The organism is Myxococcus sp. AM011 (assembly GCF_013372595.1).
GTDB classification, from domain to species: Bacteria; Myxococcota; Myxococcia; order Myxococcales; family Myxococcaceae; genus Myxococcus; species Myxococcus eversor.
Genome location: NZ_JABXEM010000117.1, coordinates 16,118 through 32,289, shown reverse-complemented (window position 1 = coordinate 32,289; position 16,172 = coordinate 16,118). Strand labels below are relative to the sequence as shown.

Below are 16,172 nucleotides of genomic sequence, written 5' to 3'. Positions count from 1 at the left end.
GGCGTCAACCGCGGGAGACGGGGCCGGCCGGCGGGCGGTGGGCTCCGTGCAGGAGCAGATCCAGGAGCGAGCGGACGAAGACGGGCGCGGAGGGATAGCCGGAGGGCGTGTCGGGGCGGTGGAAGATCTGCGCGACGACGTTGTCCTTGATGCCACCGAGGAAGGCATAGGTGAACACCTCGGGGGACACCGCGCGGAGGCGGCCCAGGGAGACCTCGCCCTGGACGTAGTTCACGATGCGCGTGAAGTAGAGCTCGCGAGGGGTCCCGGAGGACGACGCGCTGACGGGGCTGTCGTTCGTCCCCGGGTTGGTCATGGCGAGCAGCTTCAGGGGGATTTGCACCTTGATGATGCCGACGAGGGCGACTCCCGCATCATGGAGGTTCTCCACGACGGTCCCCATACCCACTCGCTGCTCCAGCTCCGCCACCTCGGGAGGCTCGATGAGGTCCAGGTTGAGCGCCGCTCGGAACAGCCCTTCCTTCGTCTTGAAGCGGCGGAAGATGATGCCTTCCGACACGCGCGCTCGCTCGGCCACCATCGCGGAGGTCGCTCGCACGCCATGCGCCCGGAACACCTCTCGCGCGGCGTCGAGGATGTCTTCATCGCGAATGGAGACGGGACGGGCCATGGTGTTATCGAGTTGGTACTCAAATACTCCCGGGTCTCGGGAGGTGTCAAGCCGAGGCCCGGTGCTCAGGGGCGGACGACGGTCTCGATGAACCGGCGCAGCGCCTCCGCCATCTTGAGGTGCGTGGCGGCGGACGGGTGCCAGTCCTCGGCGACTCCGTCGAGCTCGGGCGCCTGCTCGGCCATCTCATGGCGGTACACCCGCGCATCGCCTTGCTGCTGTCGCTCCGTGACGAGGTCGGTGAGCCAGTGCCCGACGTGGACCGACGACGGCGTGTCCGTCCCTTCGGTCTCCTTGTGGCCGTCCGTCATGCTGCCCAGCGTGCAGATGATGTGGGCCCGAGGGTGCAGCGTCCGGAGCCGCTGGAGGAATGCGCGGTAGGCCGACTTGAACGCGGCTTCGTCTGGAAGGTATTGGGCGGTGCCGTGGCCGGCGAAGGTGTCGTTGGTGCCGGCGTTGACGACAATCACGTCGGGCGACGCATGGGAGAAGTCCCAGGGAACGGCATGGTCCGGGACGGCCAGCTCGTAGAGCGCGGGAATCAATCCGGCTGTCGATGCATCCAGGTTGCGATAGACCCCTCGGCCCGAATAGCAGACGAGGACGGGCTCCGCGCCCAGCGCCAGGGCCGTGAGCCAGGCGTAGCCGCGCCTGGGATTCTGGTGCGCCGAGGTGAAGGTCGGCGCGCTCCAGGGCGGCGTCTGGGGGATGACGGAGACCTCGCTGCCGTAGCCACAGGTGATGGAGTCGCCGATGAACTCCATCAGCGGCTTCGCGTGCGCGGGTGGTTCCTGGAACTCGCCATGGACCTCCAGCGCCACCAGCTCGCTGGAGCCCACCGAGGACTCGGTGCGCTTGACGAGCTCCACCGTGTGCGGCCCCACGGCCAGGCCCGTGGCGAGGACGTACGTCGGTTGGTGGCGGTGCACCGCGAGCGGCCGGGGTGTCGCGCCGTCAATCGAGACATCGAAGTAGTTGGTCCCCACCTCACCGCCCAGGCCCGCGTCGTGGAGCTTCATCCGCAGGGCGTCACCCCAGAAGCTCGCGCGAATCGTCACGCCGGGATGGGAGAAGACGACGCCGGTGGCGGAGCGGTAGGTCCGTCCGGTGTAGCGCACCCGCGCGTCCGCGGCCGGAACACTCACCCAGGCCAGGGATGGGGAGGGAGAGGGCTCCGACGTCTTGCAGGCGGCCACCGTCAAGCCGAGGCCGAGGAGGATGACCAGCACTCCAGGAGGCCGACGGGCTGCGCTTCCACACGGGACAGGCGGGCTCATCCACATACACGCCATGCGTACCATGGAGCAGGGACACCGGGCCCGGGCGCGACGAAGAGAAAGAATGGCCGGCGCTTCGTCGCGAAGGGCACATCGCGTCGCCCGTGAGGGTGGCCGGGGCGAGCGGGCTCTCGATGGCGCACGCTTGTTGCCGCTCCTGCACCCAGGTCACAGCCTCTTCTGCGTGGATTGATGTCCATGGCCGCGGCTTCGACGCCTCGCGAGGGCCCTCTCATGACTTCCAAGAAACACAAGCCGCGCAATCCCGACCGGACGCTCCTGCCTCCGCCGACGCAGACCGCCTTCGGTGGGAAGGTGGGGGAGACCTACCGGGACTCCGTGCCTGACTGGTCGCCCGTGCTGCCCCTGGCCGCGCCGGAGGGCGCGCCGAACGTGCTCATCATCCTCCTGGATGACGTGGGTTTCGGTCAGCTCGGTTGCTATGGCGGCCCCATCGAAACGCCGAACCTCGACAAGCTCGCCAGCACCGGGCTTCGGTACAACAACTTCCACACGACGGCGCTCTGCTCTCCGTCGCGCGCGGCGTTGCTCACCGGACGCAACCACCACTCCGTGGGGCTCGCCGCCATCACCGAGGCGGCCACGGGGTTTCCTGGCAGCTATGGCTCGATTCCGAAGAGCGCCGCCACGGTGGCGGAGGTGCTGAAGCAGAATGGTTACAACACGATGGCCGTGGGGAAGTGGCACCTCACCCCGTACACCGCGTACACCGCCGCCGGGCCGTTCGACCGCTGGCCGGTGGCCATGGGCTTCGAGAAGTTCTACGGCTACCTCGGAGGAGAGACGGACCAGTGGGCTCCCTTGCTGGTGCAGGACAACCAGTTCATCGATGCGCCCACGCGCCCCGGATATCACCTGACCGAGGATCTGGTGGACCGGACCATCACCTACCTCCGGGACCAGCAGCAGGCGAACACGGGCCGTCCCTTCTTCGCCTACCTCGCGCTCGGGGCCTGCCACGCTCCGCTCCATGCCCCCAAGGAGTTCATCGACAAGTACCGGGGCCGGTTCTCGCAGGGCTGGGACAAGGTCCGCGAAGAGGTGCTCGCGCGACAGAAGGCGCTGGGCATCCTCCCCGCGAGCGCGAAGCTGACCCCGAGAGACCCCTCCGTCCCCGCGTGGACGTCATTGAACGAGGCGCAGCGGACGGTGTACTGCCGGCTGCAGGAGGCCTTCGCCGGGATGCTCGACCATGCCGACCACCACATCGGTCGGCTGCTCGCGGCGCTCGACGAGCTGTCGCTGCGTGACAACACGCTCATCCTCGTCGCCTCCGACAACGGAGCGTCACAAGAGGGGCTGCAGGACGGCGTCACCAACACCGACCGCTTCCGGAACTTCACGCCGGAGAGCGTCGAGGAGATGTCGCTGCGCCTGGAGGAGATTGGCGGGCCTCGGACGGACCCGCTGTATCCCATGGGCTGGTCCCTGGCCGGAAACACGCCCTTCAAGAAGTGGAAGCAGGACACGCACATGGGGGGCAACACGGATGCCCTCATCGTCTCCTGGCCCGCGAGGATTCGGGAGGGGGGCGCGATTCGCAATCAGTATCACCACATCATCGACATCGTCCCGACGCTGCTCGAGGTGAGCGGCCTGCCGGAGCCCATGTCTGTCAATGGCGTCAAGCAGATGCCCGTGCAGGGGGTGAGCTTCGCCTATACGTTCGAGGACGCCGCGGCGAAGACTCGCAAGAAGGTGCAGTACTACGAGATGCTGGGCAGTCGCGCCCTCTGGGCAGATGGCTGGACGGCCGTGGCCTGGCACAAGAAGGGCTCCTCCTGGGCGGAGGACCGCTGGGAGCTGTATCACACCGACGTCGACACGACGGAGTACGAGGACCTCGCCGCGAAGCACCCCGAGAAGCTCCGGCAACTGATTGCCATGTGGGAGGTCGAAGCCAGCAAGTACCACGTCAGGCCGCTCGACGACCGGCGCTATGAGCGCGCGGCGGACCCGGGGCGCCCTGTCGCGGCCCTGCCCAGGGAGCGCTACACGTTCTACTCGGGCACTTCGAACCTGCACCCGCTGGCGGGGCCCGCGATGCTGGGACGGCCTCACACCATCACCGCCCACGCCTTCATCCCGGACACCGGCGCCGAGGGCGTGCTGGTGTGTTCGGGCGGGGAGTTCGGTGGGTGGAGCCTGTTCCTCCAGGACGGCCGGCTCCACTACGTCCACAACTACCTCAAGATGGAGGAGTACCTCGTGTCGTCGGCCCGGGTGGTGGCTCCCGGCATGCACCGGCTGAGCGCGCGGTTCACTCCGACGGCCAAGAGCCTCAAGCCGGACTTCTTCACCGGCGATGTGCTGCTGATGGTGGACGACGAGACGGTGGGGACGCTGAAGGGCATCAAGACCGGCGCGATGTACAGCGCCATGACGGGCTACGGGTTGCTCGTCGGGCGCAACACGGGCACGGCCGTGAGTCCTCGCTACGAGGTGCCGTTCTCCTTCACGGGGCGACTGGAGAAGGTCGTGGTGGACGTGAAGGGAGACCGCGACGCGGAAGGGGAGCTGCGGCTCGCGTTCTCCCAGGAGTGAGCGGCTCAGCGCTTCGGCTTGTAGCGCAGCCAGACCAGGTCACCCGCGCGCTTCTCGAGGGAGACCAGCTCGAGGTGGCGGATGGGCCCCTTCTTCTCGCTCGCATCGAAGAGTGAAGGGGTGCCGATGGAGCCATCCGCGATGGGCGCGACGAGCACGCTCAGCTCATCGATGAGGTCCGCGGCCAGGAAGGAGCCGTTGATTCTGCCGCCCCCCTCCAGGAGCAGCTTCTTGATGCCGAACCGCGCGCGCAGCTTCTCCAGCACCCGTCGGAGGTTCAGCTTCGCCTTGCCGCCAAACAGGTAGGAGATGCCCTTCGCCTGGAGGAAGGCCAGGTAGTCGTCGGAGACCTGCTCGGTGAGGACCGTAATCACGTGCTCCTCATCGATGGAGGCCGACTTCCAGGTGAGCTTGCCCGAAGGGTCCAACGCGATGGCGTAGGACTCGGCATCGCGTCGCGCGATGAAGTCCTTCCTGGGAATCGGCTGCGCTCGCTTGCGTGCGGGAACCCGCGCCTTCCCGGCGTAGGGCTCCATTGAAATCCGGCCAATCATCCACGCCTCCGCGTCGAACGTCTCGGCCGTGCGCTCGTACTCGGCCAGCATGCGGGAGGAGAGCTTCCAGTGCCTGGTGACGATGCGCCCGTCGAGCGATGGCACCATGTGGCAAATCACGTACGGGCGTTTCGCTTCACTCATTGACGGCTCCTCATGAGGGGGCGGTCGGCAGGGTAGCGCGTTTCCGCGAGGCTGGCGGCTCAGCGTCCCGTCGTCTTCTCCAGCGTGTCCGGGTAGCGGGCGCCCTGCACGGTGATTTTCGAGGCCGCGTCAGTGAGCTCGCGCAGGTCCTCCGTCGTCAGCACCCGCTCGGCCGCGCCGAGGTTCTCTCCCAGGCGGTGCAGGCTGGGGGGGCCGGGAATGGGGAGCCTGCGAGTCGGGGGCTGCACGGCCTGCCCTGGGAGTGCGGGTGGGCCGTGCATGCCGCGGAGCGGCACGTTCGAGCACCTCACAGAATTCCACGAGGGGCTGCCTGACGGCACAGCGGTGGAGTACAAACGGTGTGATGGGACGCTGGAGCGCAAGCCCCCTCTGATGTGAGCCCCGCGCAGAAGGACCTCAAGACATGAACGCAACCCGGTGGTTCGGACTCGCTTCTCTGACCCTGATGATTGCCTCGAGCGCCCTGGCCGAGGACAAGGCCCCCGCCGCCGCGGAGGCGAATGCCGCCGTCGGTCGCTGGACGACCATCGATGACGAGACCAAGAAGCCCAAGTCGGTCATCGTCATCTCCGAGGAGGACGGCAAGCTCGTTGGCAAAATCGAGAAGCTCTTCCGCGATCCGAAGGAAGAGCAGAACCCGGTCTGTGACAAGTGCCAGGGCTCGCTGAAGGACCAGCCCATCATCGGGATGACCATCCTGCGCGACCTGAAGAAGGACGACGACGAGTGGAACGGTGGCACCATCCTCGACCCGGCGAACGGCAAGACCTACAAGTGCAAGATCGCCGTCGAGGACGGCGGCAAGAAGCTGAAGGTTCGCGGCTACATCGGCATGTCGCTGCTCGGCCGCACCCAGCACTGGGTCCGCGCCACCGAGTAGCTCGTCGCCTCGTGTGCCCGGGTGGACTCCCTGTTGACGGGGAGTCCACGCCGAGAGGCGCGCGAGTCAGCGGGCTTTTCGTGGCCTCACCCGCCTGTTACGCCCGCTCCGCTTCTCAGCAGCAGGGCCGCGCGTTTGATGGCGGCGCGGATGCGGACATAGGTGCCGCAGCGGCAGACGTTCTCGCTCATGGCGGCGTCGATGTCCGCGTCGGTCGGGTGGGCGTTCTTCCGCAGCAGCGCCACCGCGGCCATGATCTGCCCCGGCTGGCAGAAGCCACACTGGGCCACGTCCTCGTCAATCCAGGCTTGCTGCACGGGGTGCAGTCCCTGGGCGCCCAGTCCTTCAATGGTCATCACCTCGTGGCCGGAGAGGCTGCCCACGGGGTGGATGCAGGGGCGGAAGGCCTCGCCGTCCAGGTGGCTGGTGCACGCGCCACACACGCCCACGCCGCAGCCGTACTTGGGCCCCCTGACTCCCAGCACGTCGCGGAGCACCCACAGCAGGGGCAGGTCCGAGGGCGTCTCCACCGTCACCGTCTGACCATTGAGGATGAATTGATGGGCCAGCATGGTCAGACTCCCTCGTCGAGGATGGGGAAGCGGGTGGGCATGGTGCCGGTGGCTCGGGCAATGGCGTTGGTCAGGGCCGCCGCGGCGCTGGGGTAGCCCAGCTCTCCCACGCCACCCACGCGGTCGTCCGAGCGGACCAGGTGCACCTGGATGTCGGAGGGGACGTGCTTCATCCGCAGCCAGCGGTAGTCCGCGAAGCTGCCCTCGCGCACCGCGCCCGAGTCGATGTGGAGCCCCGCGCTCAACGTCGTGGACATGGCGTCCACCGCGGCGCCCTGGAGCTGGGCTTCGATTCCCTTGGGATTGATGGGAAGGCCGACGTCCGCGGCGATGACCACGCGCAGCACCCGAGGTGTCCCGCTGCTGACGTCCACCTCGATGAGGTGCGCGATGGCGCTCTCCCACTCCTCGAGCACGGCGACGCCCTGGGCGACTCCGGGCGGAAGGGCCCGGCCCCACTGGCCCACCGACACGACCTTGTCGAGGACGGCCTTGAGCCGGCTGTTGGAGGGGAGCCGGGAGCGCCGCAGGGCCACGGGGTCCACCTGGAGCTCACGGGCGAGCTGGTCGACGAACACCTCGTTGGCCACGCCCACCTGGCTGGTGAACACCGAGCGGAAGGAGGCGGTGGGAATGGGGATGGGGACCTCGCGCAGCTCATGGCTCGCGAAGCCGAAGCGGTAGGGGATGCGCTGGGAGATGGCGAAGAACACGGCGCTCGTCGCATCGGGCAGGGCCTCTCCGAGCAGCGCGGTGAGTACATCGCCGAAGCCGTGAGGAAGCTCCACGGTGGGAATGGCGGCGCGGTGGTGCCAGCCAAGGATGCTTCCGCCCAACCCCAGGTGGGCGAGGATGCGGTGATGGCTGGCGGGCCGGAAGTGGCCGTGGCGCATGTCGTCGTTGCGGCTCCACATCAACTTCACCGGCTGGCCGATGGCGCGTGAGACGAGCGCGGCTTCCACGGCGGCTTGATTGAAGAACCTGCGACCGAAGCCGCCACCGGCCCGGGTCACGTGCACGGTGACTCGCTGGGGCGTGAGGTCCCAGCCGAGCGCCCGGGCGACCTCGCGCTGCGCGTACTTGGGGTCCTGGGCCCCCAGCCAGACCTCGGCGCTCGTGCCCCGCACGTGGGCCAGACAGCTCTGCGTCTCCATGGGTGCGTGCGCGAGGTAGGGGAAGTCGAAGCGGCCCTCCACCGTCCGCGTCGTCAGCAGTGGTGGCAGGGGACGAGGGCCTATCGCATCCCGAAGGCGGGAGCGGATGTCGACGTCGGACAGCGTGCTGGCCGGTCCCGGCGTCCAGGAGACCTGGAGGGCGTCACGCGCGGCGAAGGCCTGCGCGAAGGTCCGCGCCGCCACCGCCACACCCGAGGGCAGCCATACCACGCCCACCACTCCAGGCATCGTCCGGGCCACGCCGTCGTTGAAGGACTGGACCGCGCCACGCAGCGTGGGAGGCCTTGCCACCACCGTGGGCAGCGCCCCGGGGAGGTCCAGGTCCAGGGCGTAGCGCGCCGCGCCGGTGACGATGTCCAGCGCGTCGATGCGTCCCGTGGGCCGACCCACGACGGTGTACTGGCTCTCCGGCTTGGGCCCCGTGGAGACCAGGGGCAGCAGCACGCGCGCGGCTTCCTCCGCCAGCTCGCCGTAGCCGAGCCGCCGGCCGTCCGGAGCACGCACCTCGCCTTGGGAGGTGGTGAGGGTGGGGGCGAGCACCCGCCAGCGGAGCGCCGCCGCGGTGACGAGCCGCGCGCGGGCCTCCGCCGCCGCGGCGCGAAGCGGGCCCGTCAGGTAGCGCATCGTCGAGGACAGCCCGGTGAGCTGGATGAGCCAGCGCGGGTCCGCATCCGCGCTGCGCACGTCGACCGCGTCGAGCGCCACGTCCAGCTCCTCCGCGACGAGCATGGCCACGGCCGTGGTGATGCCCTGGCCCATCTCCGTGCGCGGCAGCGTGGTGACGACCCGACCGTCGAGCTGGAGCGCGATGTAGAGACTGAGCGGAGTCTCTGTCGCCGTCACGGGCACTTCCGCCGCGTCCGCCGCCGGCACGTCGAGCCCCATCCTCGCGGCGATCATCAACGTGGGAGAGGCCACCACCCAGGTCAGGAACCCGCGCCGGTCCAACCCGCCAGGAGCCGCCGTGTCTGCTTCGAGCGCATCCGCCATGGCCAAAGCATGACACACGCGGAGGACGTGTCCCAGGCAGACTCGGCCCCCCTTCATGGGCTGCCAGGCACGGCGTCCGGACGACGACATCCATCGGGAGTCCCAGGGGCGGAGGTGTCGGGCGGGTGATGCAATCGCTCAGGTCGGGTCCGGTTTCAGGCGATGATTGTCAAACGGCGGGCGGTGATACATCGGGTGTATTTTTCCATGAATGAAAACATGGGCTGTCTGGACGCCAGCGGCAGAGATTGATAGGGTTGCATTTGTCATATCGATACTTTTTGACAAGGAGCGCACGATGATGCTGTCCCGTTGGGTCGTGGGAATTTCCGCGCTGCTGGCCTGCGCTTGCGGTGGACCGGCTCCCGAGCAGTCCGCGGAGGGCGAAGCCGCCCCCGATGTGAGCACGGTGGAGCAGCACGCGGAGCCGCCCGGTGGTGGGGAGCGCTACGGCGAGCACCGGACCTATTACACGAGCGCGGCCAAGACGACCTGGGCGGGCGCGTGGCGCTACGACTGTGAAGGGTACGTCACGCAGTCGGGCCAGGTGACGCCGTACTACACGGACATCCGGTTCATCTGTCCGTAGTCGCTCGGCCAGCGCGGGGGAGCGCATGAGCGCGCTCCCCGCGATGTCGGAGTCCCCGCCGGGCTGGTTTCGACCTGGCCACCCCGCTCATCTGAGCGGAGACTGTTCGCCCGGCGCGTGCACATGGATGCCCGTGCCCGAGGCTCCCTGGCCGAGGCCGGGCTTGAGCACCTGCTGGCCATCGTAGTACCCACCGTTCTGCGTTCGGAACGCAATGGGCGCGTCCGTGAACAAGCCGTCCAGCCGTGCCTTGTACGCCTCCGCGATGGGGGGCCACTCCTCGGCTTTCAGGCGGTCGACCTGGTACGCGGTGAAGGGCGGCAGCACCTCCATGCCGGGATAGAAGAGCACCCCGTGCTGGATGGGGAAGAGGAGGTCGTCCAAGGCTCCGTTGACGCCACGCTCGGAGTAGTGCGGCGCGCGCCCGCCGATGGTGACGGACAGCATGGCGCGGCGACCCGCCAGCGTACCCTCGCCATAGCGGTCTCCCCAGCGTTCGCCTTCATGCACCCCCACGCCATAGGCGAAGCCGGCGGCGAAGACGCGGTCGACCCAGCCCTTCATGATGGCGGGCATCGAGAACCACCACAGCGGGAACTGGAAGAGGACCGCCTGGGCCCAGAGCAGCTTCTCCTGCTCGGCCGCGATGTCCGGGCTCTGCGAGCCGTCAGCGAAGGCACCCTTCGATGCCAGTCGATAGGTCAGCTTCTCCCCCGCCTGATGGTGGAGGAAGTCGCCGCCATCGGCCGTCGCCTTCCAGTCCATGGCGTAGAGGTCTGAGACACGCACCGCATGGCCCCGCGCGGTGAGGTGGCTCACGGCGAGGTCCTTCAGGGCCCCATTGAGTGATTGTGGCTCCGGATGGGCGTAGACAATCAGGACGTTCATGGCGCGGTCCGGGTGGCGGTGCTCACGACGACCTTGCCCAGGTGCTGTCCGCTCGCGAGGTGCTCCCAGGCGGCGCGCGCCTCGTCGAAGGGGAACACGCGGTCGATGACGGGCCGGATGCCCGTGCGCTCCAGCGCGGCGACGAAGCGCTCGAACATCGACACCGAGCCCACGTAGACGCCGTGCACCGTCTGCCGCCGGTGGAAGACCGAATGCAGGTTCACCTCGCCGCGCCCGCCGGTGAGCACGCCGAGCATGCTCATGGAGCCGCCGTAGCGCAGCGCCAGGGAGGACTGGTCGAAGGTGGCCTGGCCTCCGACGTCGACCACGAGGTCCACGCCGCGCCCGCCGGTGAGCGCCTTCGCGCGCTCGCCCCACTTCGCGTCGGCCCGGTAGTCGATGACCTCCTCGGCGCCGAGCTCTCGCAGCCGCACTGCCTTGTCGGCGCTGCTCGACGTCATCAGCACCCGCGCGCCCGCGGCCTTCGCCAGTTGCAACGCGAACACCGAGACGCCGCCCGAGCCCTGGAGCAGCACCGTCTCTCCCGGCCTGAGCGACGTCACCTCGAACAGCGCCTGCCACGCCGTCAGCCCGGCGCACGGGAGCGTCGACGCCTCCTCGAACGAGTACCCCGCGGGCATCCGCACCCAGCTGTGCTCGGGCAACACCACCTCCTCGCGGAGCATGCCGTCCGCCCCGGAGCCGCCGAGCGCGCTGGCGTGGTGCGCATCACTCAGCTCCCCGTCCACCCAGTGGGGGAAGAAGCTGGCCATCACCCGGTCGCCCACCTTCCAGCGCGTGACGCCCGGGCCGACCTCGATGACCTCTCCCGCGCCATCGGAGACGGGCACGCGCGGTGCCTTGAGGCTCTTCTCCGCGCCCTTCGCGATGAGCACGTCGCGATAGTTGAGTGACACCGCGCCCACGCGCACCTTCACGTCACGCTCGCCCACGCTTGGCGATGGACGCTCGGCCCTCGTGAGTGCCTCGAACCCCGGCTTCGGCTGCAGTTCCCATGTCTTCATGGTGCAGAGGTACGATTCAGGTTATTTCTTCGCAAGTACGCACAAGTTTGATGAGTACGCACAAAAAGGGAACCATGGCCCGGAAACGTGACGACGACTCGAAGACGAACTGCGCCGTGGAAGCGTCCCTTGGTGTCATCGGCGGGCGGTGGAAGGGCGTGGTGTTGTACTGGTTGCTCAAGGGCACGCACCGCTTCGGGGAGCTGCGCAAGCGGTTGCCGAACTGCAGCCAGCGCATGCTCACGTTGCAGTTGCGGGAGCTCGAGGAGGACGGGTTGGTGAAGCGCACCGTCTACGCCGAGGTTCCGCCGCGCGTGGAGTATGAGCTGACCGCCTTCGGCCGCTCCCTGGAGCCGGTGCTGATGGGGCTGCGGGAGTGGGGGGAGAAGTACAAGCGCCGGCTGCAGCGCGCGGCGTGAGGGCGCGGGGCTCCGAGCGGACGCGGAGCGTCCTCATGGCTGCGCCGCGAACTCCATCGACCATCGACGAGTACCGGACGCATCCGTGAGCGTCGCTTGTGTGTCAGCGGGCGGGGAGCGCAAGGTGTGGGCCCGGAAAGGTCCTCTGCGCTTCGTTCCGCATGCACGTCTTCGAAATCATCATCGCGATGCTGCTCGCGGGGGCGGGCCTCACGGTGCTGTCCCGCCGCATCGGGACTCCCTACCCGGCGATGGTGGCGCTCGCCGGGGCGGGCCTGGCGCTTGTCCCCGGTACGCCCACGCTCGACCTGGACCCCGAGCTGGCGCTCACGCTCTTCGTCGCCCCCGTGCTGTTGGATGCCGCGTTCGATGCGTCTCCTCGCGACCTCCGGGCCAACTGGCGCGCCGTCACGGGGCTGGCCATCGGGGCTGTCGGGCTCACCATCCTCGTCGTCTCAGTGGTGGCGCGCCTCTTGGTTCCCGACATGTCCTGGGCCGTCGCCATCGCGCTCGGGGCCATTGTGGCGCCTCCCGATGCGGCGGCCGCGACGGCGGTGCTCAAGCAGCTCCGCCCGCCGCATCAGCTCCTCGTCATCCTGGAGGGAGAGAGCCTCTTCAATGACGCGAGCGCGCTGCTGGTCTACCGCCTCGCCGTCGGGGCGGCGCTCGCGGGGACGCTGTCACCGGTCAGCGCCATTCCATTGCTGCTGGTCGTCACGGTGGGCAGTGTGGCACTCGGGTTCGTGTTGTCGCATGTGGTCCTCCGGGTGAACGCGCGGATTCACGACGTCGCCACCGCCGTGGTCGTCCAGTTCTGCGGGACGTTCGCCGTCTGGATGCTCGCGGAGCGGCTCCACCTCTCTGGCATCCTCACCGTCGTCGTCTTCGCGATGTTCCTGGCCCGGCGTGCCGCGGATGTCGTTCCGGCGCGCGTCCGCCTCCCGTCCTACGCGGTCTGGGACTTCGCGGTGTATGCGCTGAACGTGCTGGCCTTCATCCTGGTGGGCTTCCAGTTGAAGGAGATTCTCCTGCGCCTCGATTCCCCCACGCTATTCAAGTACACCGGAGTCGCCGCGGCCGTGTGCGTCGCGGCGATGGTCGCGCGCATCGTCTGGGTCTCGGCTGCCGCGGCGCTGGGCCGCTGGCTGCGCCGTCCGAGCTTGAAGGGCGCGCCAGGGCGGTATGACGGAGTCAGCCTGTCGAGGCGCTCGGCGGCGGTCGTCGGGTGGTGTGGCATGCGAGGGATTGTGACGCTCGCGGCGGCGCTGGCGCTGCCCGCGGGCGGGGCGGACGGGCCGGCGTTTCCCTACCGTGACCTGGTCTTGTTCACGGCGTTCTTCGTCGTGCTCGCGACGCTCGTCGTGCAAGGGATGACGCTGCGTCCGCTCATCAACCTGCTCCACCTCGAGGATGACGGCTCGGTGGAGCGAGAGGTCCAGTTCGCCCGTGCCGAGACCTTGCGCGCCGCGCTGGACGCCACGTCCACGCAGTCCGGCGAGGAGCTGTCGAGTCTGTTGCGCAGGCGCTACGAGGTCCTGCTCCGGCGCGCCGAGGCGGACCTGGCCAGTGGCGATGCCACGTCACCTGGGAGCGCCTCGGGCGACAGTCGTGTTTCGGAGGCCGACGCGGACACCATTCGCCGGGTCACCTCGGCCGAGCGGCAGCGACTCCTCGCGATGAGAGCGGACGGCACCATCGGAGACGCGGCCTTCCAGCGCATCGAGCAGGAGCTCGACCTGGAGGAGCTGGAGCTGCATCAACTGACGGGCCTGCAATCGGAGTGAGGAGGACCGAGGCCTCGAGACCCCCGGCCCCACGCCTCAGTAGTTCCAGGCGGTGCAGTCGGTCGTCGTGCGCGTGACGAACTCGGCCAGCGTGCGCAGGTTCCGGACGAACGTGCTGGTGTCGAGATAGTCGCCCGGCGTGGAGCCACTTCGCGGGCCGCTCGGGCTGTAGGTCGTGAGCCACTTCTCGTTGTTCACCGTCGCGTCGACGGCCTGCGCCGTGTCGGCGCGGAGCTGCTGGCACGTGCGCTTCATCACCGTCGTGTCGCTCGCCAACCGGTCGTACTCCGCGCGGAGGGCGGCGAGCTGCGAGGGGACCTCCCACGCGTAGTTCTGGTAGGTCGGCGGGGCCTGGGAGAACCGGACCGGGTAGCCGCCAGGCTTCACCGTGAAGAAGCCGAGGTTGGCTGGAGCGGTGTCGTCCAGTTCGATGTAGCGGTGGATGAGCGTGTCATTCGCATGGTCCACGGATTCCAGATAGGTGAGCGCGGTGCCGACGGCGTCGCGGTTCGCCGGAACGCTCGGGTCCAACTGGTAGAGGCGAAGCAGCGCCCACATGACGTCCTGGCTCTCCTGGCCGGCGATGGCTGGGACTTCCCAGTTGCGAGCCCAGCGCGGCTGCATCTGGATGTCATATTGCTGCGCCCAGGCGGGCTGCGGCAGCGGCAGCTGCGCGCGGCGAAGGAATCCGCCGAACGCGGTGCGCATGGCCTGATAGGTCGCGGCTCGCGCGGGATAGACCTCCCGCGCCCAGTTCAGCATCTCCACGAAGGCCGTCGCGAGGTTGTCGTTCAGCGTCGGGTCATCCCAGTACTCGTGGGTGTAGACGTTCGCGTAGCAGTGGGCGAGGCCGCACGACGTTCCAATGGAGGGCGGGTAGCTGGCCGTGAGCGCGGGCCGCGCGGCGACCGGACCGGCGAAGCCTTGGGGAAAGCCGCCATGCGTCGGGAACTGAGAGGTCTCCATCCGCGCGCGGGCATAGGACGAAGCCTCGGAGATGGCCGTGTTCGCGAACCCGAGGAGCTGGTCTGCGCGCATCATGGCGATGAGCGCGTTCTGGGTGGTCTGGTCGTCGTAAATCGTCGTCGTGCAGCCGCCGCAGCCGCAGCTCGCCGTGGTGTGGCGGTAGCACGCCGCCAGCGTCGGAGTCGCCTTGAAGTCCGCGTAGAGCCGCCAGCCTCCCGATTTGACCTGTCCCTGGCGCAGCGCCAAAGCCGCGTCCGTTGCATAGGTCTTGAGTGCCAGGGTGGCCGGGTCGGCGAGGGCGGCCTCGACGAACGCGACGACCACGTCCGAGGTGCCGGGCGACTGAATCATGATCTGCTCGTCGTCGAGCTGGATGTCGCCCCAGCGCTCGCTCAGGTTGTTGGCATTGTGATGCCACGCATACCCGCCGTGGCGCGCCACCTGGTCGTGGAAGTACTTCGCCGCGTTCCTCATCCGGCCGAGCGCCTTCGCCCGGAGCGGAGTCGAGGCCGCCTGGACCGCCTCTTCGGGCCGGGTCGCTTCACCCTCCATCTCGGGTTCCATCGGTGCGCAGGCGAATGTGGAGAGGAGCGGGAGGAGCACGACCACGGAGAGTCTTCTCATCCGAGCCACGCTAGTGGATTGCGTGTGACCCCCGCACCGCCGAATCCGCGTGCGGCCACGTTCAAACTCTCTTGGGATGGGAACTGTGCTCGACTCTCGAAGCTGTCGTAGGTCATGCCAGTGCATGGGCTGGCATCCGGGCGGTGGGGGGATGTCGCACGGGTTGGCGCTCATGACGTGGCCGGAGGAGAGCCTCCAGATGCGTCCAGCACCGGGCTCCGGGAAGCCCAGGTCTGCTCCACGCCAGGGGAGGGTGGAGCCGGTGTCTGCCGGGCGAGGAGGAGGCCGCGGTCGCGGGCATGCTCCACCTGCGCGACGCGATGGACTTCTTCGAGACCCGCTATGGGAAGTTTGTCTTTGGCGACAAGGCGGGCTCGGTGTCGGCGAACTTGGGGCCCAAGGCCAAGGGGGGCATGGAGCACCATCCGTTCTGGCACGTGGCCTCGCCGTCGATGGGGGACCGCCTGGTGCATCACCACGAGGCGGCGCATGGCTGGTATGGGAATGGCGTGCGCATCCAGTGCTGGGAGGATTTCGTGCTCTCGGAGGGGACGACGGACTACCTCACGGCCCGCGCGGTGGGCGCCACCGAGGGCGAGGCCGCGGAGGCGAAGCTGTGGGAGTCGCGGCGCAAGGACCTCGAGAAACTGGTGGCCAGGCGCGACACGGTCGTCCTTCCGGATGCCACGTGCAATGCGATTGAGATGAGCACGCACCCGCTCGCCTCCCCGCTGCCCTACCTGAAGGGAAGCCTCTTCCTCCACGAGTTGGAGAAGCAGGTGGGCACCGCCGCCCTGGATGGGGCGCTGGCGCGCTTCTACCAGCTCCATGTAGGCAAGGCGGCGCGCATGCAGCAACTGCTCGACTTCGTGAAGGCGGAGACGGGGCATGACCCCGAGCCGCTCGCGCGGGCGTGGCTGCGAGGGCTGGGGGTCCCCGGTGCTCGCCCCCTGACGTCGGGACAGACACCGTGAGCGAGGAGGGCTGCCGGTCGGGCATCCGCCACCCACCTGGCAAGCTGCCTGCCCCCTCCTGATGGTCCTGGGGAGAAGTCCCGCTTCTCCCCTA

The 16,172-nt window shown here is 68.5% G+C and carries 15 protein-coding genes; 6 read left to right on the top strand and 9 right to left on the bottom strand.

Going from position 1 to position 16,172, the window contains the following annotated elements; translation table 11 throughout:
- Positions 1–4 precede the first annotated feature (4 nt).
- The gene (locus tag HUW62_RS23830; RefSeq protein WP_163868793.1) at positions 5–631 is read right to left on the bottom strand and encodes a TetR/AcrR family transcriptional regulator; all 627 of its coding nucleotides are present in this window, start codon (positions 629–631) and stop codon (positions 5–7) included.
- A 65-nt stretch (positions 632–696) separates the two neighbouring features.
- Positions 697–1,908 carry an SGNH/GDSL hydrolase family protein gene (locus HUW62_RS23825; protein WP_176435714.1) on the bottom strand — a complete coding sequence of 404 codons (1,212 nt, stop codon included), beginning with the start codon at positions 1,906–1,908 and terminating at the stop codon, positions 697–699.
- 234 nt (positions 1,909–2,142) lie between these two features.
- Between HUW62_RS23825 and HUW62_RS23820 the strand changes: the two genes are divergently transcribed.
- Positions 2,143–4,473 carry an arylsulfatase gene (locus HUW62_RS23820; RefSeq protein WP_163868791.1) on the top strand — a complete coding sequence of 777 codons (2,331 nt, stop codon included), beginning with the start codon at positions 2,143–2,145 and terminating at the stop codon, positions 4,471–4,473.
- Between the two features lie 5 nt (positions 4,474–4,478).
- Here the strand turns inward: HUW62_RS23820 and HUW62_RS23815 are convergent, their stop codons facing one another.
- Entirely contained in the window at positions 4,479–5,171 is a 693-nt protein-coding gene (locus HUW62_RS23815) for a RibD family protein (protein WP_176435713.1), read from the bottom strand.
- A 59-nt stretch (positions 5,172–5,230) separates the two neighbouring features.
- Positions 5,231–5,419 carry a hypothetical protein gene (locus HUW62_RS23810; RefSeq protein ID WP_163868789.1) on the bottom strand — a complete coding sequence of 63 codons (189 nt, stop codon included), beginning with the start codon at positions 5,417–5,419 and terminating at the stop codon, positions 5,231–5,233.
- Between the two features lie 176 nt (positions 5,420–5,595).
- Between HUW62_RS23810 and HUW62_RS23805 the strand changes: the two genes are divergently transcribed.
- Positions 5,596–6,072 (top strand): DUF2147 domain-containing protein, encoded by a 477-nt coding sequence (locus tag HUW62_RS23805; protein WP_163868788.1) that lies wholly within the window; start codon positions 5,596–5,598, stop codon positions 6,070–6,072.
- 86 nt (positions 6,073–6,158) lie between these two features.
- On the opposite strand, the gene HUW62_RS23800 is transcribed toward HUW62_RS23805, so the two are convergent.
- The gene (locus HUW62_RS23800; RefSeq protein WP_163868787.1) at positions 6,159–6,644 is read right to left on the bottom strand and encodes a (2Fe-2S)-binding protein; all 486 of its coding nucleotides are present in this window, start codon (positions 6,642–6,644) and stop codon (positions 6,159–6,161) included.
- A gap of 2 nt (positions 6,645–6,646) precedes the next feature.
- Entirely contained in the window at positions 6,647–8,809 is a 2,163-nt protein-coding gene (locus HUW62_RS23795) for a xanthine dehydrogenase family protein molybdopterin-binding subunit (protein WP_176435711.1), read from the bottom strand.
- Between the two features lie 298 nt (positions 8,810–9,107).
- On the opposite strand from HUW62_RS23795, the gene HUW62_RS23790 reads away from it, so the two are divergent.
- Positions 9,108–9,398 carry a hypothetical protein gene (locus HUW62_RS23790; RefSeq protein WP_163868785.1) on the top strand — a complete coding sequence of 97 codons (291 nt, stop codon included), beginning with the start codon at positions 9,108–9,110 and terminating at the stop codon, positions 9,396–9,398.
- Between the two features lie 87 nt (positions 9,399–9,485).
- On the opposite strand, the gene HUW62_RS23785 is transcribed toward HUW62_RS23790, so the two are convergent.
- The gene (locus HUW62_RS23785) at positions 9,486–10,286 is read right to left on the bottom strand and encodes an NAD(P)H-dependent oxidoreductase (protein WP_163868784.1); all 801 of its coding nucleotides are present in this window, start codon (positions 10,284–10,286) and stop codon (positions 9,486–9,488) included.
- Positions 10,283–11,311, bottom strand: coding sequence for an NAD(P)-dependent alcohol dehydrogenase (locus HUW62_RS23780; protein ID WP_176435710.1), 1,029 nt, complete (start codon positions 11,309–11,311; stop codon positions 10,283–10,285). Before HUW62_RS23780 ends, HUW62_RS23785 begins: the two co-directional genes overlap by 4 nt.
- A 74-nt stretch (positions 11,312–11,385) precedes the next feature.
- Here HUW62_RS23780 and HUW62_RS23775 point away from each other — a divergent pair, with 74 nt between their 5' ends.
- Together HUW62_RS23775 and HUW62_RS23770 are read left to right on the top strand one after the other, a co-directional pair.
- Entirely contained in the window at positions 11,386–11,730 is a 345-nt protein-coding gene (locus HUW62_RS23775) for a helix-turn-helix domain-containing protein (RefSeq protein WP_141640352.1), read from the top strand.
- A 161-nt stretch (positions 11,731–11,891) separates the two neighbouring features.
- A complete protein-coding gene (locus tag HUW62_RS23770; RefSeq protein WP_176435709.1) occupies positions 11,892–13,514 on the top strand; it encodes a Na+/H+ antiporter in 1,623 nt (540 codons plus the stop codon).
- 36 nt (positions 13,515–13,550) lie between these two features.
- Here the strand turns inward: HUW62_RS23770 and HUW62_RS23765 are convergent, their stop codons facing one another.
- Entirely contained in the window at positions 13,551–15,032 is a 1,482-nt protein-coding gene (locus tag HUW62_RS23765; RefSeq protein ID WP_255203601.1) for a hypothetical protein, read from the bottom strand.
- Positions 15,033–15,403: 371 nt separating this feature from the next.
- Here HUW62_RS23765 and HUW62_RS23760 point away from each other — a divergent pair, with 371 nt between their 5' ends.
- Positions 15,404–16,078, top strand: coding sequence for a M1 family aminopeptidase (locus HUW62_RS23760; RefSeq protein ID WP_176435707.1), 675 nt, complete (start codon positions 15,404–15,406; stop codon positions 16,076–16,078).
- The last annotated feature ends 94 nt before the right edge of the window (positions 16,079–16,172 follow it).